Genomic DNA, 17338 nt, shown 5'->3' with positions numbered 1-17338 from the left:
AAGAGGGGGTAAAGCTCTAGCTGAGGCTTGGGTTCGGGTAGGTTTCCGGCTGACCTGACCGTGCTTGATGAGCGACTCTTTACCCCTGCTCCTGCGTGCTGCGCGCGGTGAATTGGTGGAGCGTCCTCCGGTGTGGATGATGCGCCAGGCCGGTCGCTACATGAAGACCTACCGGGACCTGCGGGACAAGTACCCCAGCTTCCGTGAGCGTTCCGAGAACCCCGATCTCTCTTATGAGATCTCGATGCAGCCGTTTCACGCCTTCAAGCCCGATGGCGTGATCCTGTTCTCCGACATCCTCACGCCCCTGCCGGGGATGGGAATCGATTTCGACATCATCGAGAGCAAAGGCCCCCAGATCGGAGATCCGATCCGGAGCATGGCCCAGGTGGATGCTCTGCGCCCGCTGAACCCCTCCGAGTCGATGCCCTTCGTGGGTGAAGTGCTGGGTCGTCTCCGCCAGAGCGTTGGCAACGAAGCAGCCGTTCTCGGCTTCGTTGGTGCCCCTTGGACCCTGGCCGCCTACGTGGTGGAGGGCAAGAGCAGCAAGAACTACGCGGTGATCAAGGCCATGGCCTTCCGCGAACCCGAGATCCTGCACAAGCTGCTCGACCACTTCGCCGAGTCGATCGCCAACTACCTGCGCTATCAGATTGATTCCGGTGCCCAGGTGGTGCAGATGTTTGATTCCTGGGCTGGCCAGCTGAGCCCAGCGGACTACGACACCTTCGCTGCGCCCTATCAGAAGAAAGTGGTGGATCTGGTCAAAAAGACCCACCCCGACACTCCCTTCATCCTTTACATCTCCGGCAGCGCCGGCGTGATCGAGCGGATGGCCAACACCGGTGTTGACATCGTCTCGCTGGATTGGACCGTGGACATGGCCGAGGCCCTGGCACGTCTGCCGGAGCACGTTGGTGTTCAGGGCAATGTGGACCCCGGTCTGCTCTTCGGTACTCCAGAGGCGATCGAGGCCCGCATCGATGACTGCGTGCGCAAGGCCCGCGGCCGGAAGCACATCCTCAATCTCGGCCATGGAATCCTGCCGGGTACACCGGAAGAGAACGGCGAAGCCTTCTTCCGGGCCGGCAAGAGCGTGATGGACCGTCTCGGGGCTGTCGTTTGACCCGCATCCTGGTGACCGGCGCCAGCGGATGCGTCGGTCAGTACATCTCCCGCTGGCTGCTGGACCAATCCGATGCGGAGTTGCTGCTCTGGCTCAGAGACCCAGCCAAACTCACCGCTGTTCCCCCAGACCATCCCCGCATCCGTCTTTTGGTGGGTGACCTGCGGGACACCGACCGTTATGCCCATGAGCTGGCCTCGGTGAACCGGGTGATTCACACCGCCACGGCCTGGGGTGATCCGGAGCGGGCCGAACAGGTGAATGTGGTGGCGGTGAAGCGGATGCTGGCGCTTCTGGATCCCAGCAAGCTGGAGCAGATCATTTATTTCTCAACGGCGAGCGTGCTCGATCGGCACCTGCGCCCCTTGCCTGAAGCCTTGGCCTACGGCACGGAATACATCCAAACCAAGGCTCGCTGCCTCAGGGATCTGGAGCAGCATCCCCTTGCCAGCAAAGTCGTCGCGGTGTTTCCCACCCTGGTGTTCGGCGGACGGGTCGATGGCACCAGCCCTTTCCCCACCAGTTATCTCACCGAAGGTTTGGCTGAAGCCAGCAAATGGCTCTGGCTGGCCCGTTGGCTTCGGGTGGATGCCAGCTTCCACTTCATCCATGCGGAAGACATCGCCCGCATCTGTGGCCTGGTGGCCACACGCCCCCACGAGCCGAACCGTGAGCCCGGTCAAGGCGCTCTGCGCCGGGTGGTGATGGGACAGCCGGCCATCTCGGTGAACGACACCGTGAAAACCCTCTGCCGCTGGCGCGGTGTGGCCCGAACGCCCGGCATTCCGCTCTGGCCATGGCTGATTGAGACCCTGATCCGCGTTCTGCCGATCGAAGTGAATGCCTGGGACCGATTCAGCATTCGACAGCGCCACTTCATCCATGACCCGGTGACGCAGCCGGAACGTTTCGGTGGCAGCAGCCATGCCCCTGACTTGGCAACAGTTCTTAGCGATTCCGGCCTGCCCAATCGCGGAACCCCTAGACCCGCGCGTAAGGTTTAGGTATCGACCTAGCACTTTCATGCGCTCCGTCATCCGCACCATTGCAGCCGCCTGCTGCGCCTTCCTGATGCTGATCGGCCTCAACGTCGGCAGCGCTCAAGCCGCCACTGTTGAAGTGAAGCTCGGCACCGACGGCGGCATGCTGGCTTTCGAGCCCGCCACCGTGAACATCAAGGCCGGCGACACCGTCAAATTCGTCAACAACAAATTGGCTCCTCACAACGCTGTTTTCGACGGCCACGACGAGTACAGCCACTCTGATCTCGCCTTCAACCCCGGCGAATCCTGGGAAGAAACCTTCGCCACCGCAGGCACCTACGACTTCTACTGCGAGCCCCACCGCGGTGCTGGCATGGTCGGCAAGGTGATTGTTGAGTGATTCCTGGATTTCCGAGGAAATTTCCGAGAATTTCAGATTGAACTGAACGCCTCGGGCTGTGTATCAATCGCAGCCCGGGGTTCTTTTTTTTGCCGGCAACGATGGATAGCTTGGGTCATTGAGGGGGGTTGCGATGGCACGCCTATCAGGCCTGATGCTGACGTTGCTGTTGATCGTTGGCGCAACAGGTCTGCTGTCTGCTCCGGTGATGGCGATGGACACGATGGAAAGCTCCGCCTTGGAGCGAGGTGAGCAGATTTTCAACAGCAACTGTGCGGCCTGTCACATGGGGGGCGGCAATGTGATCCGCGCCAACCGAACGCTGAAGATCAGCGACTTGAACGAGCATGTGGAGGCCTACTCCAGCTCCCCGCTGGAAGCCCTGGAACATGAGATCGAGGATGGGCTGAATGCAATGCCCAGCTATGCCGACAAACTGAGTGAGGAGGAGATCATGGCGGTTGCCACCTACGTTGAACAACGGGCCGAATTGGGCTGGTCCAGGCGATGAGTCGTGAAGCTCTTCGGGATTTTCTGCGGGCTGTGGAGCACCACCAGGGCTTGCGGCGTGATGTGGCCCAATGCCGTGATGACGATCAACTTTTGGCCCTGGCACGCTGCCACGGGTTCAATGTGATCCAGCAGGATCTGTACGACGACGCCCGGGAATCAGCCATCACCCGCTGGTTCAAGACCAGCCGGATCCAGCGCTCGTTTCAATCAAATCCCTCCCAATCAAGACTTTCCAAATCAACACCCCCGCAATCACCAAAGACCTGATGGCCGTTGTCACCCTGCTCAGTGATTTCATCGACGGCACCAGCATGGCCCTGGCGGAAGACACCGACGCCGCCGATCTGAACGCTTTCATGACCGCCAATCAAGGACGGCTCTGGGCAAGCGTGCAGCAGCGCCGGCGGCAGCGGCAGCAAACCATCGAGCGGCGAGGCCCAGGAACGGTGTATTTCGCCGCGGACGCCCCAGGGGCTGCCGCCGTGGAGCGCTACCTCGGCAGTGAAACGGGCTCAGCCGAGGAAGCAGCAGCGATGCAGGCCATGCGGAGCGCTGGGGTGGAGATCGCCCCCCATGTGGGGGCAGACCGTGAACGCGATGTTCTGCTCAACGGCCGGTTGAAGGACCTGACGGCCCAGGCCAAGGCCGAGGGTTTTGGTTGAAGCCATGGGCGATGCAGCGATGACACTCCCTGACAATCCGCTTGGCCTGCAGAGTTTTGACGAGCTGGTGGAGTGGACCGTGTCCTACCTCCACTTCAAACATGCCCTGGAGGTGATTGAATTCACCCCAGAGACGGCGACGCCCTATCTCAATCGCTTCAGCGCGTTTAGCAGCCGCTACGCCACAGAGATGAAAAAACAGGACATCCTGGAGGCCCGCCTCCCCAAAGAAATGCGGGAGAGCATCGAGGCTGAAAACGCTCACCGCGCACTTCTGCGGGAGCTGCTTAAGGGCTGATCAAGCCGCAGACTGGGCCTGCTTGGCCGCCTGCAACACAGCCAGGTGGAGATCTTCGTTGATTTCCCGAATGTCGTACTCATATCCCAGCCCCTGAATGAGTTTTTCGGCATAGCACCATAAATTCTGCTTACAGAGAGGCCATGGCTCCACCTCACTCAGCTCGGTATGCCGATCCTGCATCGTGGACTTTTCGGCCCACCAACTCCAACTGAGCTCATCAACATGAATTCGGTCCCAGGGGGGTGTGCCATGTGCAGAACGAGCGCCCCCTTGTTTCCGCTTCTCAGGCTTTTCTCAGAAAGCTCTCAGCAGTTTTCAACCTGGGCCTCAGGTACTGCTCAATAGTTTTCTTCTGAGCCTTTGGCTCTGAGAGTCAGGGAGGCAACAACCTCTATGAGCTGCGGGTTGCTGTCCTCTTTTCCTTGAGCAGATCGATCGGTCACCCCTTTTGTTCCACCCTGTTGACCAGTCGGGTCTGTAGATAGGTGTCAGATGATGCGTCGTGTCCTGGCGAAGCAGGGTTACGACAGAAGAGCTCCAGTTGATTTGCAGAGCAGGAGCAACGGAACCACCATCGCTTGGTCGACTTGCCGGTGGTTTCGTTCGCCAAAAAAAGAGCCCCCCAGCTCTGATGAAGGGGCTCGTGTTTATCGACTTGCTCAGGCTGGCAATTGATAGAAGAAGCGGCAACTCGGGTCAGCGAGCCCTCATCCAGGGGTGTTCAGGCCGCCGCTGCGCTGGGTTGATCAGAAGAAAACCCTGGAGAGTTGGCTCCAGGGTCGTCTTCCTTTCATCCGAGGAAGCCTTGGCAGCTCAGTAACAAGGCCTCTCCTCGATGACCGACAGAAGTAACGGTGGATTCTGCCGATAGGGTCGATTAACTCCTCTTTGCTGCGCGCCAATACCCCTACTTGGGGACAATGCCTCACAGGCTCTGACAGGTCTTCATTTGGTGGCTATCAATTGGACGTGACTTGTTAATCGAGCTTTCGTTTTGACTCGAAAGTCACGCGAGGGAATGGAGAGCACGCAACCAACCTGCTCTCTCCCCTTAACAATCCCTAAAGACTGGGTGTAACCATCCGAACTCCCCAGCATTGCCTGTTGCTGGGAGTGTCCCAGCGGGTTGCAGAGCTGCATCCCTATTGGTAGTGCTGGGTTTAACGAGGGCCCAGCGCTTCCCCAATCAGACCCTGGGAACGATGTGGGTGACGAGGTCAGCGTTGATCCAGTTGATGACGCCCGTATCGACATCAGCCACCTGGAACAGGGTCGGCACCTTCGGGTTTCTGGCGCCACCGTCCACCCAAATCACGTCGGCCATCCGCCAGGTCCCATCCGTGCCCGTGACGATCACCGTCATTCCCGACTTCACGTGCAGAAAGACGGGGTCCGCCTTGGGCGCTGCAACACCGCTCGAATGATCAACCGACATCCCTTCCAATCAAGTACAAATGCACTAGCAGAGGAGTTGTGAAGAGTTCAACAGCATCGCCTGAAGAAAACCTGTGGAACAGGGTCCCCACCGAGTGGCTGATGGCGATGTTGATGGTGTGGGTCTGGCAGCTCTGCGGCCGCCACACGGGGATCGAGGCTTAACGGACTCTCCCCACCACTGAGGGGGATGGAGGACCGGAGGGGCCTCTCCCCCCGCAGCATTCACAACCGAAGATCAGCAATAGCCATAAAAAAACCCAGCCATTTCTGACGGGGTGAATGTTCTGTCGGGGGTTTAATCGGATAAAAGACCTTCAGGCAAAGAACCAAGTTTTAGCAACAAGCCATCTAAGTACTGACATCTCTAATAGATAAAAAGTGACCAAGGCTACATCTCATACCTGAAAGTTGAGTGATAACAAAAAACATGCATCAGCTGTGGTTCGGCCTGCATTCGGTTACCCACCACACAGCTAGAAGCAGTGATTGCAAGACTCAACAGGTCTTCATTGATTTAAGGATGACAACTGAAATTCGTAACTGGGCTGTTGTCGCAGCTGCAATGGAAGCTCAGGGTGCAACCAACAGCGAAATGTACCGTCGAGCAAAAGCACTTGCAGAGGGCAATCCTGACCCCAAGCCCACGAGTTACCCAGCTGCTCCTCTGAGCATTTCTGCAGCCTGAATTTCACTCACTGATTGGCAGCCTTGCAATAAAAGCAAGGTTGTAACTGCTTTTACTTACTTCCAATGACCAACCAGCACCTGTCAGTAGAGCAAAGGTTTCACCTGGAGGCAGCCTTCAGAGAGATCGATAGCTGCGAGGACATTGACAAGCTCCGTGCCCTTACGAAGCAGATCATTACGGCACAGGAAAATGAGAAGGCATTTGCTCGTGAAGCAATGCAGCTGATCCGCAAGGAGATGGAGGCAGCTGCCCAGCAGCGGTTCGGATTCAACTGGGGGCAGAAGTAAACGCCTGGATTGGCTTGAACAAGTCAGTGTTTTCCGCCAGCTTCCTTGGTGGACCATGTAAAGACCCGCCATTGCTAAGGGGGTGGAGTGTGTGAGGTATATCGGGAGATGGATAGCGACAACATCAGCGCCACCTGCTTTTTCATGCACTGATGAGTAGCTATTTGCTCCTGAATATCGACTCAATGCAGCCGTTCGTTCTGCCTCAGAGCACGACTGCCGTCTGTGTTAATCAACGGATTGCAATGATCGAAGGGCCCCAGCAGATCCTCTTGGCCGTGGCTGCATTGCAGAAGGGTTACGACCCTGTCCTGATTGAGAACGAAGGCGAGCTGTTCCAGTACTTCGAAGCTGAGAACAGCAGATTCCCTGAGAACCATTACTGCAACTGACGAGCTGCCTCTAGGACTGCAAGGTAGAGGTCCTCGTCGATTTCCCGGATGTCGTACTCCGTGGGTTTCACCCCGTGGTGGTGCTCATGCACCACCATCCAACAACTGCGTTCAAGCTCACCGCCAGCCGTTGCTGCCAGCGCCAAGCCCTGCTGCACGAGGGAGTCCACCAGCGGCTGATCAGGCATGGGCATCCAAGAGTTCGGCAAACTCTAAAAAGACACCCCGGTTAGCCGCCCCCTGGCGTGAGGACCGATCCCAAGGCTTCGGTTTGCCCCCCCTGAAAACGGATCAAGCCCCATACGGTGAACCCAGTTTGAAACGCATCCGAGATGCAACCCACGGCTGAACAGTTCACCGAACAAGCCTGGGCCGCCATCGTCGCCGCCCAGCAACTGGCGCAGAGCGCCAGGCATCAGCAACTGGAAACGGAGCATCTGCTGCTTGCGCTGTTGCAGCAGAACGGGCTGGCTGGACGCATCCTCAGCAAAGCAGGGGTCGACGCTGGCACGTTCCAGGCGGCCGTCGACAGCCATCTCAGGCAGCAGCCCAGTCTTGGCTCTCCACCGGAATCGGTGTTTCTGGGACGATCCCTGAACAGCTGCCTGGATCGCGCCGAAACAGCCCGCGATGGATTCAGTGACAGCTACATCGCCATCGAACATCTGGTGCTGGCCTTGGCCGACGATGAACGCTGTGGCAGGCAACTGCTGAGCCAGGCGGGCGTTGACACCAGCAAACTCAACGAAGCCATTACAGCCGTGCGAGGCAACCAGACGGTGACCGATCAAAACCCGGAAGGGACCTATGAATCGCTTGAGAAGTACGGACGGGACCTGACAGCCGCCGCCCGTGACGGAAAGCTGGACCCGGTGATCGGTCGCGACGAGGAGATCCGGCGCACCATCCAGATCCTCAGCCGGCGCACCAAAAACAACCCCGTGCTGATCGGCGAACCAGGGGTGGGAAAGACCGCCATTGTTGAGGGATTGGCGCAGCGCATCGTCAACGGCGATGTGCCCCAGGCCCTGCAGAACCGTCAGCTCATCGCCCTCGACATGGGAGCCCTGATCGCCGGTGCGAAATACCGCGGTGAGTTCGAGGAACGGCTCAAAGCTGTGCTCAAGGAGGTCACCGCCTCGGAAGGCCAGATCGTGCTGTTCATCGATGAAATCCACACGGTGGTGGGCGCTGGAGCCACCGGTGGAGCCATGGATGCCAGCAATCTGCTCAAGCCGATGCTGGCCCGGGGGGAACTGCGATGCATTGGCGCCACCACCCTCGACGAGCACCGCCAGCACATCGAAAAAGACCCTGCCCTGGAGCGACGCTTCCAGCAGGTGCTGGTGGATCAACCCAGCGTGGAAGACACAATCTCAATCCTGCGGGGTCTGAAGGAGCGGTATGAGGTGCACCACGGTGTGCGCATTGCCGACAGTGCCCTGGTGGCGGCGGCTGTCTTGAGCAGCCGCTACATCGCCGACCGCTTTCTGCCCGACAAGGCAATCGATCTGGTGGATGAATCCGCCGCGCGCCTGAAGATGGAGATCACCTCCAAACCGGAGGAGATCGATGAAATCGATCGCAAGATCCTGCAGCTGGAGATGGAGAAACTCTCCCTCGGCCGTGAATCCGACAGTGCCAGCCAGGAGCGGCTGCAACGGATCGAGCGGGAACTGGCAGACCTGGGCGAACAGCAAAGCTCCCTGAATGCCCAGTGGCAGCAGGAGAAAGGCGCGATCGATGAGCTGTCGTCGCTCAAAGAAGAGATCGAACGGGTGCAGCTGCAGGTGGAACAGGCCAAACGCAGCTACGACCTCAACAAAGCGGCGGAACTGGAATACGGCACCCTGGCCTCGCTGCAGAAGCAGTTGCTCGAACAGGAAGCCCAGATCGCCTCAGAGGAGCCAGGCGAGAAAGGCTTGCTGCGGGAAGAGGTGAGTGAAGACGACATCGCCGAGGTGATCGCCAAGTGGACCGGAATCCCTGTGGCGCGGCTGGTGCAGAGCGAAATGGAGAAGCTGCTGCAGCTGGAGGATGACCTGCATCAGCGGGTGATCGGCCAACAACAGGCCGTCACCGCTGTGGCGGATGCGATTCAACGCTCCAGGGCTGGTCTGAGCGACCCGAATCGCCCCATCGCCAGCTTCCTGTTTCTCGGCCCCACCGGTGTGGGCAAGACGGAACTTTCCAAAGCGCTCGCCAACCGGCTGTTCGACAGCGACGACGCCATGGTGCGGATCGACATGTCGGAGTACATGGAGAAGCACACCGTGAGCCGTTTGATCGGGGCACCTCCCGGCTACGTCGGATACGAGGCCGGGGGTCAGCTCACTGAAGCCGTGCGTCGTCGGCCCTACGCCGTGATCCTGTTCGATGAGGTGGAGAAAGCCCACCCGGATGTCTTCAACGTGATGCTGCAGATCCTCGATGACGGCCGCGTCACCGACGGGCAGGGCCGCACCGTGGACTTCACCAACACCGTGCTGATTCTCACCAGCAACATCGGCAGCCAGTCGATCCTGGAGCTGGCCGGCGATCCCGAGCAACATGAAGCAATGGAAAGCCGGGTGAATGACGCTCTCCGGGCCCATTTCCGGCCGGAATTCCTCAATCGCCTCGATGATCAGATCATCTTCCACAGCCTCAGGCGGGAGGAACTGCGCCAGATCGTCACCCTCCAGGTGGAGCGCCTGCGCCAACGCCTGGCTGAGCGCAAGCTGGAGCTGAGCCTGAGCGATGGGGCCGCCGACTGGCTAGCCAGTGCCGGATATGACCCCGTCTATGGAGCACGACCGCTGAAACGCGCTGTGCAACGGGAACTGGAGACACCCATTGCCAAGCTGATCCTTTCCGGGCGACTGGGCGAGAACAGTTCCATCGCGGTTGACGTCGAGGGAGAACAGCTCTCAATCGGATGACTGTGGCTGAGAGGGCAACAACAGCAGCATTAATCCGGCTGCCAGGAATTGATCCACGATGGCGATGAATGAACCACCCATCCCCTTAACAGCGAATGCGATTGCCATCGCTGGGTTGTAGATGCCGGATTCAGTCAAACCTCCCAGTATCACAAGCACGCTCAACCCACTACCGATCACAAGGCCAGACAAGGGCTGAGCCACAGGACAGATGCGACCTTCGTGACTCCAACGCAGAATCAACCCAAACAGCACAAAGCTGAGGACAAACTCCGGCAGCCAGGCTTCGAGAGCAAAGTCATTGATCGGCCTTTCAACGGGGTTGAGCCCAAGCCCCACGGTGGCTCCCAGCAGCTGAGCTGAGATGTAGGCGACAGATTCACGGAGAGCACCCCGTGACAGGAGCCTTGCTCGGCCGAACCTTTGCGCATTCAAGAGCAATGTGACGGCAGGGTTGAAATGGGCGCCAGTCGCACGACCAATGAGATGGATCAGGAGCGCAAGACACAGACCGATCACGATGGCCTGTTCGAACCCATTGAATTCGCTGCTGCCCAGTCGACCCACCGTGAAGGCAAGAAAGCCTGTTCCGAAGGCCTCCAGTGCAGTGCGTTGCCATAAAGGCATTGTCATGACAAAAACCTCATCGAACCTGCGTTGACCAGGCAAGGGAAGACCCCACCCGATTCAGATGCTGTGCAGCTGCTGCAGGGTGTGATCGTTCAGGCAACTTTGAATCCATCGGGAGGACATGGTGACCAGCAGCAGTCAGCAGTCCACCATCAGAACTAGCAAAAACTCAGGTCGTGGGTTTGCGCGATGAACAACCTGATCCCCTCGTCACGATCCACTGGAGGACGAGCCAAACCAATCAGGAATTATGTGGTAGCTAGCAGCATTGCGAGTGTTTTCGCGGGCCTCCACAAGCCAGCAGCAGGTCCTCCCTCCATCCCGCTCCAGCAGCAACGCATTCGTCCAGGACCAAACCAAACGAGCTGATGCCTCCATGCCGACATTGTCCATAACCCGGAGATCAAGTGCACCAAGTTGATCAAGACGCTTCCATTCCTCCATCAAAGGATCATCGGCATTCACCAGGAAGGTGTGATCGAACTGCTGACTGAGTTGCTGTTCCAGAGGCCGCAAGCTGGAAAAATCAACAACAAAGCCACAGCTATCCAGCGAACTTGCAGCGAAGTGCACCGTGAATGAACGGCTGTACCCATGCACGAAGCGGCAATGGCCCTGGTGGCGCCACTGCCGGTGACAGCAGGGATAGCCGCTAAAGGCTTTGCTGCAGCTGTAGGGGGTCGGAGAAACGAGCAAGGGGTGAAACGCGGAATGGAGCACGCTGCGGGAAGATTCAGGCGTTGCCCGAATGTCCGAGGCCTGATGCAGCCCCTCAGCCCCGCCTTCATTGACCAACTCCGTTTTAACGAAGCGGGGCTGATTCCAGCTGTGGCCCAGGACTGGCTGGATGGGGCCGTACTGATGGTGGCCTGGATGAACAGGGACGCGATTGAAGCCACCCTGCGCAGCGGTGAGGTGCATTACTGGAGCCGCTCACGCCAAGAGCTCTGGCACAAAGGGGCCACAAGCGGTCACATCCAGACGATGCGGGAGATCCGCTACGACTGTGATGCCGACGTGCTGCTGGTGACCGTGGAGCAGGCTGGGGATGTGGCCTGCCACACCGGCTCCCGCAGCTGTTTCTACGAAAACAGCGACGCCCGAACCGCTGGTGGAGCCGAGGCTCCAGCGCCGCCAACGGATGCCTGCACTGAACTGTTCCGGGTGATCGAAGGGAGACGCGAGCAACCGGAGGAAGGCAGCTACACCAACAAGCTGCTGGCGGGGGGAGACAACAGCATCCTCAAGAAAATCGGGGAGGAGAGCGCTGAATTCGTGATGGCCTGCAAAGACGACAACGCTGCCGAGATCGCCGGCGAGGCTGCGGACATCGTCTTCCACATGCAGGTAGCCCTGGCCCATCACGGCGTCAGCTGGCGGCAGGTGCAGGAAGTGCTGGCCGCACGACGGGGCGCCCCGCGCCGGCACTAAGGCAAGCAGGGGCTGTCGGTGCTGATCACCACCTCATCGCCAAGCTCCACGGTGTCCAACAACACCCCCATGGTGAGCTTTCCGGCATTGATGCACCCGCCAGTCACCGCTTTGCCGATACGGCTCTCGTCATTGGTGCCGTGAATGGCGAAGCTGTACCAGCGGAAGACGCCGTCGTAGGTGTTGAAACGGAAGGGCTGCTCCGTAGCCGGCACAGGAGCCAGGCTGATGTAACCGATGCCGTATTCCCCGGTTTCCCCGTCACCCTTGAAGTCGATGGAGTTCATATTGGTGAAGAGGCTCTCGCGCAGTTCCTCTTGCGATTTTCCGGATTGCTCCACCAGTGCGGGATCCATCTCGAAGCGGTCGTTGCTGAGGATGGCGTTGACCTGAAACGTTCCAAGCGGGGTGACGCCCTCTTCGAAGGTGGTGCCCTCACAGCCGATGCCATGGCGACCATGGCCAACGGTGAACCGCAAAGGTCCTTCAGCACGATCCAACACACCTTCACTGGCTGCTGGATTGCTGCCGTCCAGCTGAATCCGAATCGGTTCCCGAACCTGAGGGTCCTGCTGGGGCAGGCTGTTGTTGGAACGACAACCAACCAGGCTCATCAGCAAACCAGCCAGTGCCAGAGAACGGATCAGCTGCATCGATCAATCACGACTGCCGGCAGCATGCCGCGCACGAATGGTGACGTCACTCCGGTGATTCAGATTTGACCGGTTCGCCGGGCTGTTGAATCGTCGAACCGAAACGGCTGGGCTGCTGCATCACCCACGTCAGCGTGAGGCGATCCCGCTCCGATGGCACCAACACCGGACGTTCGCCTTGGCTGATCGCCAGAACATCAGTGGGAACAGAACTGTGGCCCCAGAGGCCAAAGGCATGACCCAGTTCATGCAGAGCCGTGGCCTGCAGTGCTTCAGCGCGCAGCCCTGGTGAAACCATCACTTTCACCAGGGGTTCAAGCCTTCGGCGGCCCTGGCGCTGCACATCCACAACCTGAAGCTGTGTGCGTCCGTTGCTGGCGCGCCACACCCCAGCCACCTGCCGGCGAGCCGGACGTTGCCGATGAATCAACACGTTGGCCTGGTCCGGACTGTCCACCAGCGTGAGCGGAACCAGACCACCCCAGGTGGTCAGCGCCGAGGAAACCTGATCAAGCCAGCGTTGGTCCCAGCGGTTGGCCGGCGTGGCGGCGGCGGGCTGAACCCAGATGCACCAGTGCTTCAACACAGGCGGGCCTAGAGAGGTGGTGGCGATGGAGGAGGCATAGCCGGGTCTTTGGCCGGGAGCCTGCCGCTCCAAAGCCACCTGCAGCGTTCGAACCTGCTGTTGTGGAGGACAGAGCTCGGGCTGCATCAGGCGGCTGGGAGACCAACACCGCGGGCCATCAGGGTCGCCATCAACGGAATGCTGGCGAAGCCCAACAATTCAATATTGATGATCCAGGCCAGACGCTTGGCGAGAGCTTCGCTCACCTTCGGCAGCTCACCCTTGCGCAGCGGAATCGCCCAGAGGATGTAGGTGATCGTGGGATAGAGCGACAGCCCCCCCACGGAAAGGTACAAACCAACCTTCCACCAGAACAGCGGATTCTGGGTGTAGAACTCAGCCCCTTGGCCGAAGTGGATGACCCGCAGGATTCCACTGACGAGCAGAGCAAGGGCGGCAATGCCATAAACAATATCGGTGATCACCATCGCCGTGGCTTCCTGGCGATTCGGATCAGCTTTGATCAGCTTCCGCTCCAGCACCAGGGCGCCGAAGCAGAGCATGAAACTGAGGTAGTGAACGTAGGCAACGCCAGCGTTTTTGGCGATGTCGGACGTGAGAGCGACGGCCAGGGGCATGGGCGCAGCAACGGAAGGTGCGGCGACCTTAGCCACCCAATTGTATTAACAATGAAAGATTCACTTCACTAACAGGAAGAAAGAGTGAAATAGCGCACAAAGTATTAATTCGGGAGTCTTTATTATGACCGCCAGAAAAAACACTTTGGTTCTAGGTTCAATTCAGCCGTATCGTCATGATGACGAGTTCTCTGAGTGCTTTTCTCGGCGAAATTGGTCGCCATCAACTGCTCACTCCAGAGCAGGAACTCATGATGGGGAGAAAGGTTCAGGCGATGGTCGCCATCACAGAACGCTGTCATCTGGCTGGCGGGAGTGGTCCGGCCTGTGAGTACAGCGACGAAGAAAAAGGTGTGATTCGCCGTGGCGAACGGGCCAAGAATCAGATGATTACGTCCAACCTTCGCCTGGTTGTCAATCTGGCCAAGCGTTATCAGGGCAAGGGCCTGGATCTGCTCGATCTGATTCAGGAGGGAACCCTTGGCCTGACCCGTGCCGTCGAGAAATACGACCCCACCCGCGGCCATCGTTTCTCCACCTATGCCTATTGGTGGATTCGGCAGGGCCTAAACCGAGCGCTCTCGACCCAGAGCCGCACGATTCGCATTCCTGTGAATGTGAACGAAAAACTCACGAAATTGCGGGCCGCCAAGGCACGCCTGATGCAGCGCAACGGCCTTAGCCCGAGCGGTGAGCAGCTGGCGGAGTTCATGGAGATCCCCATCGCTGAGGTGGAGGATCTGCTGGCCTGTGAACTGCGCAGCGTCACCGTGAGCCTGCAGGGGGTTGTGAAATCGAAATCCGATCCTTCAGAGCTGGTGGACGTGCTGCCAAGCGAGGAGCTGCCGCCGATGGAACGGGCCGAGATCGCCGAGCGCACCGCGTCGGTCTGGTCCTTGCTGGCCAAAGCCAATCTCACCCCAAAAGAGCACACCGTTGTGACCTTGCGCTTTGGGCTGGATGGCACCAACGAATGGCGCACCCTCGCAGAAGTGGCTCGCCATATGAACTGTTCCCGTGAGTATTGCCGTCAGGTGGTGCAGCGGGCCCTGCGCAAACTGCGCAAGACAGGCATTCAGAGCGGACTCGTGGAATCCACACTCTGAACTTCGGCTTGTCCCGCTGGCGTCTTGTTGAGGGACTGGAGAGAGTGGGTTCAATCGGCCCCTTCCGCATGACTGACCATGCTGCGCATACCACCGTTGAAGCCGACGTGCTCGAACGGGAGGTGATCGATGAAAGCCTGCTGCGGCGCCTGCTGAAGCGGGCCGGCCGAGGTCTCGCCGCCCCAGCCCTGGAAGCCCTGGAGTTGATGCTTGACCCCGAGACGCCTTCAGCCGCGCGGCTGACCATGCTGGCGGCCCTGAGCTATCTGCTAATGCCCGCCGACCTGATCCCCGACCTGCTGCCGGTGGCCGGTTTCAGTGATGATCTTGTGGCGCTTACGGCCATGGTGGGTTTGTGGAGCAATCACGTCACACCGGCAATCCGGATGCGGGCTCGCCGCAAACTGGATCGCTGGTTTCCCCTGACGCACTGAATCGCTGAACTGAATCGCTGATCAATGTCTGGCTGGAACCCTGAATTTGAAGCGGATCTGACTCTGCTGCTGAAGGATTGGTTGAAGCAGCAAGGGCGCACACAGGCCGACCTGCGTCGCAAACTGCGTGCGGTGTCGACCCGAATGCCCGCCCTACTTGAGGTGCTGGAGCGCGAACACAAACTGCGTGGCCTTGCCGGGCTGGCTGATCAGCTTTGCAGCGTTGAAGCCGAATGGCATGGCCAGCCTGCAAACGACAGTGCCGGTGGGGCCACAGCCGAGGATGATCCGTTCGGTCAACTTGATCTGCTTTTGCAGGAAATTCGAGACGACTGCACCGATTAGGGGACTTCACCGGCAAAGTGGTTGCTCAGTCAATGCCGCAATGACGCCCACTCAACTCCTCAGCTCCTCCCTCCTGTTGATGATGTCGGTGTTCGGCGCATCCCCCGCCCTCGCCCAAACCGAGGGATGGCTTCGGGGGCCGGGAAGCACCACGGGAAAAGACAGCAAAATTGAGGCCGATTGCGTCACCGCAGAAGACGGCTCGGTCACCTGCGACACCAAGGTGGTGAATCCAGCCAGCGACACCAAAGCTCGCCCTTACTACAACCCCTTCAACGATTGAACCTCGTGAGCGGACCCAATCGATCCAAGAGAAGTTTCCTCGGTTTCGTTGATGCTGGTGAGCGGGAGGTTGCTCGGCTGCTCACCCTGATCACAGCTGTTGTGATCAGCGCCGCCATCATCCAGCTGATCATTTCCTTGGGCTCAAAGTTGCTGACCGGAACATCGGCAACGTGGTTGGGTGACGATCTGATCAAGATCCTTGGCGATCTGCTCACCGTGTTGATCGCTCTGGAGGTGCTGCAAAACATCACCAGTTACCTGAGGCGCCACGTGGTGCAGATCGAACTGGTTCTGGTGACAGCACTTACGGCAGTGGCTCGAAAGGTGATCCTGTTGCCTTCCGGTGCTGAAAACAAACCCCAGCTTCTGGTGGGTCTTGGGATCGCAGTCGTCTCACTGTCGGCTGCTTACTGGTTGGTCAAGCGAGCCAATGCCACTCCCTCCCGCAAACGTCTGGGCCGTGGTGGATCGGCCACCAAGCTTGATTTCGAGGACTGACGGTTGATGAGCCAAGAGGAAGGCCGCCCTTCCCGATAGAAAGACGGCCTAACTCGCTCGTTTGCGCATGGCAATCGACCTCAACTTCAGTGTCTGATGCCTCGGGAGATCTCCTCCAGCGATGGAACTGATACAGGAAGGTCGAAGCGCCTGGCTTAAGGCACCCTGGGGCCATCTGGTCCAGGTGTGAAGCGGCTCTCCTGCAGGGCACCTACGAACGATGCAGAGGAAAGTCGACTGGCTTGACGCTCTTCGTTGTCGCGCCAGACGAATCGCTTACGAATGGGTGGAAACTGTTGGAGCAGGGGCCAGGAAGTCAGTCTGCTTCTGGGATTTGCTCAGGTGGAGTGTCGGCCGTCATCGGCTCCTCCGGTCTCGATGCACACACTCTCGTCCGCGATGAAGCCAACGGCAATCAGCTGTCGTGCTCATTGCTTTGTTGGGGCGGCACGAGCCATCGTGGAAGAGGCGTGCCAATGCAGGTTCAAGCCGCATCCCAGTGCAAGGCCAACCAAAGGGTTCCAGGCGCAGGATCGGTGCGCTCCACTCTGTGGCGCTGATGGGGCGGAAGCAGAAGATGATCCCCAGGGCTGAGATCGACGATCCGATCGGGGTTCTGCAGCGCAACACAGGCGCTGCCCCGCAGCACAAGCACCCATTCGTGATCGAACTGGTCCATCCATGCGTCATCGGGGGACCGGTAGCCGTTGGACGCAATCAGCAGCAATCTCCACGTCTCAGCAGACGCCAACACGCGCGTTGATTCTTCACCGGGGGGAGGGCACGTAGTCGCCAGCAGGTTGGCTTCTCCCCCAGGCCCATGGTCACGCTCACCCCAGCGCCGACCGATGTCGAACCCCCAGGATCTGGCCAGCTGTACAACCTGATTGTGGTCCGCACAGGCCGCCAGCTGTTCACGGCTGCTGGAGTCGTTCCGCACACGCTCCGCAAGGACCTGAAGTTGGGAGATCTTGTTGAGGAAACGGATCAGATCCTGTTCCGCCATGGGGACCACCGCACAGCTCCAACAGTGATCTTGACAA

26 protein-coding genes are annotated in these 17338 nt (G+C 59.1%); 17 read left to right on the top strand and 9 right to left on the bottom strand.

Annotation, left to right across the window (positions count from 1 at the left end; genetic code table 11):
- Positions 1-67: 67 nt before the first annotated feature.
- The 7 genes from hemE to SynA1562_RS04895 all read left to right on the top strand — a co-directional run bounded on the left by hemE (position 68) and on the right by SynA1562_RS04895 (position 3982).
- Positions 68-1126 carry a uroporphyrinogen decarboxylase gene (gene hemE, locus SynA1562_RS04925; protein WP_186494981.1) on the top strand — a complete coding sequence of 353 codons (1059 nt, stop codon included), beginning with the start codon at positions 68-70 and terminating at the stop codon, positions 1124-1126.
- Positions 1123-2130, top strand: a complete 1008-nt coding sequence (locus SynA1562_RS04920) for an NAD(P)-dependent oxidoreductase (protein WP_186494980.1) — start codon at positions 1123-1125, stop codon at positions 2128-2130. Before hemE ends, SynA1562_RS04920 begins: the two co-directional genes overlap by 4 nt.
- 19 nt (positions 2131-2149) lie before the next feature.
- A complete protein-coding gene (gene petE / locus SynA1562_RS04915; RefSeq protein WP_186494979.1) occupies positions 2150-2509 on the top strand; it encodes a plastocyanin in 360 nt (119 codons plus the stop codon).
- 133 nt (positions 2510-2642) lie between these two features.
- Positions 2643-3020 carry a c-type cytochrome gene (locus SynA1562_RS04910; protein WP_186494978.1) on the top strand — a complete coding sequence of 126 codons (378 nt, stop codon included), beginning with the start codon at positions 2643-2645 and terminating at the stop codon, positions 3018-3020.
- Entirely contained in the window at positions 3017-3289 is a 273-nt protein-coding gene (locus SynA1562_RS04905) for a Nif11-like leader peptide family natural product precursor (protein ID WP_186494977.1), read from the top strand. Before SynA1562_RS04910 ends, SynA1562_RS04905 begins: the two co-directional genes overlap by 4 nt.
- Positions 3289-3684, top strand: coding sequence for a hypothetical protein (locus tag SynA1562_RS04900; RefSeq protein ID WP_186494976.1), 396 nt, complete (start codon positions 3289-3291; stop codon positions 3682-3684). Before SynA1562_RS04905 ends, SynA1562_RS04900 begins: the two co-directional genes overlap by 1 nt.
- Before the next feature lie 19 nt (positions 3685-3703).
- The gene (locus SynA1562_RS04895; protein WP_255445739.1) at positions 3704-3982 is read left to right on the top strand and encodes a hypothetical protein; all 279 of its coding nucleotides are present in this window, start codon (positions 3704-3706) and stop codon (positions 3980-3982) included.
- Here the strand turns inward: SynA1562_RS04895 and SynA1562_RS04890 are convergent, their stop codons facing one another.
- Both SynA1562_RS04890 and SynA1562_RS04885 read right to left on the bottom strand, forming a co-directional pair.
- Positions 3983-4165 (bottom strand): hypothetical protein, encoded by a 183-nt coding sequence (locus tag SynA1562_RS04890; RefSeq protein WP_186494974.1) that lies wholly within the window; start codon positions 4163-4165, stop codon positions 3983-3985. It lies immediately after the preceding gene.
- Positions 4166-5171: 1006 nt separating this feature from the next.
- Complete coding sequence (locus SynA1562_RS04885) at positions 5172-5420, bottom strand: DUF3104 domain-containing protein (protein WP_186494973.1); 249 nt, start codon at positions 5418-5420, stop codon at positions 5172-5174.
- A gap of 429 nt (positions 5421-5849) precedes the next feature.
- Between SynA1562_RS04885 and SynA1562_RS04880 the strand changes: the two genes are divergently transcribed.
- The 3 genes from SynA1562_RS04880 (at position 5850) to SynA1562_RS04870 (ending at position 6789) form a co-directional block, all read left to right on the top strand.
- Positions 5850-6107 carry a hypothetical protein gene (locus SynA1562_RS04880; RefSeq protein WP_186495458.1) on the top strand — a complete coding sequence of 86 codons (258 nt, stop codon included), beginning with the start codon at positions 5850-5852 and terminating at the stop codon, positions 6105-6107.
- A 65-nt stretch (positions 6108-6172) separates the two neighbouring features.
- Positions 6173-6397 (top strand): hypothetical protein, encoded by a 225-nt coding sequence (locus tag SynA1562_RS04875; RefSeq protein ID WP_186494972.1) that lies wholly within the window; start codon positions 6173-6175, stop codon positions 6395-6397.
- 152 nt (positions 6398-6549) lie between these two features.
- The gene (locus SynA1562_RS04870; protein WP_186494971.1) at positions 6550-6789 is read left to right on the top strand and encodes a hypothetical protein; all 240 of its coding nucleotides are present in this window, start codon (positions 6550-6552) and stop codon (positions 6787-6789) included.
- On the opposite strand, the gene SynA1562_RS04865 is transcribed toward SynA1562_RS04870, so the two are convergent.
- Entirely contained in the window at positions 6777-6977 is a 201-nt protein-coding gene (locus SynA1562_RS04865) for a hypothetical protein (RefSeq protein ID WP_186494970.1), read from the bottom strand. The genes SynA1562_RS04870 and SynA1562_RS04865 overlap by 13 nt on opposite strands.
- Before the next feature lie 144 nt (positions 6978-7121).
- Here SynA1562_RS04865 and clpB point away from each other — a divergent pair, with 144 nt between their 5' ends.
- Positions 7122-9710: an ATP-dependent chaperone ClpB gene (gene clpB / locus SynA1562_RS04860; protein ID WP_186494969.1), complete on the top strand. Its 2589-nt coding sequence runs from the start codon at positions 7122-7124 to the stop codon at positions 9708-9710.
- Here the strand turns inward: clpB and SynA1562_RS04855 are convergent.
- Positions 9699-10343, bottom strand: coding sequence for an aquaporin (locus tag SynA1562_RS04855; RefSeq protein WP_186494968.1), 645 nt, complete (start codon positions 10341-10343; stop codon positions 9699-9701). The genes clpB and SynA1562_RS04855 overlap by 12 nt on opposite strands.
- Positions 10344-10550: 207 nt before the next feature.
- Positions 10551-11036, bottom strand: a complete 486-nt coding sequence (locus SynA1562_RS04850; protein ID WP_186494967.1) for a 6-carboxytetrahydropterin synthase — start codon at positions 11034-11036, stop codon at positions 10551-10553.
- A gap of 66 nt (positions 11037-11102) precedes the next feature.
- Here SynA1562_RS04850 and hisIE point away from each other — a divergent pair, with 66 nt between their 5' ends.
- Positions 11103-11771, top strand: coding sequence for a bifunctional phosphoribosyl-AMP cyclohydrolase/phosphoribosyl-ATP diphosphatase HisIE (gene hisIE, locus SynA1562_RS04845; protein ID WP_186494966.1), 669 nt, complete (start codon positions 11103-11105; stop codon positions 11769-11771).
- On the opposite strand, the gene SynA1562_RS04840 is transcribed toward hisIE, so the two are convergent.
- The 3 genes from SynA1562_RS04840 to SynA1562_RS04830 are packed head-to-tail and all read right to left on the bottom strand — an operon-like array spanning position 11768 to position 13627.
- On the bottom strand, positions 11768-12424 hold the full coding sequence (locus SynA1562_RS04840; RefSeq protein ID WP_186494965.1) for a L,D-transpeptidase: 657 nt from the start codon (positions 12422-12424) through the stop codon (positions 11768-11770). The genes hisIE and SynA1562_RS04840 overlap by 4 nt on opposite strands.
- Before the next feature lie 46 nt (positions 12425-12470).
- Positions 12471-13136, bottom strand: coding sequence for a peptidase (locus tag SynA1562_RS04835; RefSeq protein ID WP_186494964.1), 666 nt, complete (start codon positions 13134-13136; stop codon positions 12471-12473).
- Complete coding sequence (locus SynA1562_RS04830) at positions 13136-13627, bottom strand: DUF2214 family protein (RefSeq protein ID WP_186494963.1); 492 nt, start codon at positions 13625-13627, stop codon at positions 13136-13138. The genes SynA1562_RS04835 and SynA1562_RS04830 overlap by 1 nt, the downstream gene beginning before the upstream one ends.
- A 179-nt stretch (positions 13628-13806) precedes the next feature.
- On the opposite strand from SynA1562_RS04830, the gene SynA1562_RS04825 reads away from it, so the two are divergent.
- The 5 genes from SynA1562_RS04825 to SynA1562_RS04805 all read left to right on the top strand — a co-directional run bounded on the left by SynA1562_RS04825 (position 13807) and on the right by SynA1562_RS04805 (position 16295).
- Complete coding sequence (locus SynA1562_RS04825; RefSeq protein WP_186494962.1) at positions 13807-14733, top strand: sigma-70 family RNA polymerase sigma factor; 927 nt, start codon at positions 13807-13809, stop codon at positions 14731-14733.
- A 68-nt stretch (positions 14734-14801) separates the two neighbouring features.
- A complete protein-coding gene (locus SynA1562_RS04820; protein ID WP_186494961.1) occupies positions 14802-15167 on the top strand; it encodes a YkvA family protein in 366 nt (121 codons plus the stop codon).
- A gap of 24 nt (positions 15168-15191) precedes the next feature.
- Complete coding sequence (locus SynA1562_RS04815; protein WP_186494960.1) at positions 15192-15512, top strand: hypothetical protein; 321 nt, start codon at positions 15192-15194, stop codon at positions 15510-15512.
- Positions 15513-15552: 40 nt separating this feature from the next.
- Positions 15553-15795: a hypothetical protein gene (locus tag SynA1562_RS04810; RefSeq protein ID WP_186494959.1), complete on the top strand. Its 243-nt coding sequence runs from the start codon at positions 15553-15555 to the stop codon at positions 15793-15795.
- Positions 15796-15800: 5 nt separating this feature from the next.
- On the top strand, positions 15801-16295 hold the full coding sequence (locus SynA1562_RS04805) for a phosphate-starvation-inducible PsiE family protein (RefSeq protein ID WP_186494958.1): 495 nt from the start codon (positions 15801-15803) through the stop codon (positions 16293-16295).
- Positions 16296-16779: 484 nt separating this feature from the next.
- Here the strand turns inward: SynA1562_RS04805 and SynA1562_RS04800 are convergent, their stop codons facing one another.
- Positions 16780-17301 (bottom strand): Nif11 domain/cupin domain-containing protein, encoded by a 522-nt coding sequence (locus SynA1562_RS04800; RefSeq protein ID WP_186494957.1) that lies wholly within the window; start codon positions 17299-17301, stop codon positions 16780-16782.
- Between the last annotated feature and the right edge of the window lie 37 nt (positions 17302-17338).

The sequence above is a fragment of the Synechococcus sp. A15-62 genome (assembly GCF_014280075.1).
In the GTDB taxonomy this organism is placed as follows: Bacteria; Cyanobacteriota; Cyanobacteriia; order PCC-6307; family Cyanobiaceae; genus Parasynechococcus.
Note: the sequence above shows the minus strand (reverse complement) of the source record. Positions and strands in the feature narration are given on the sequence as shown.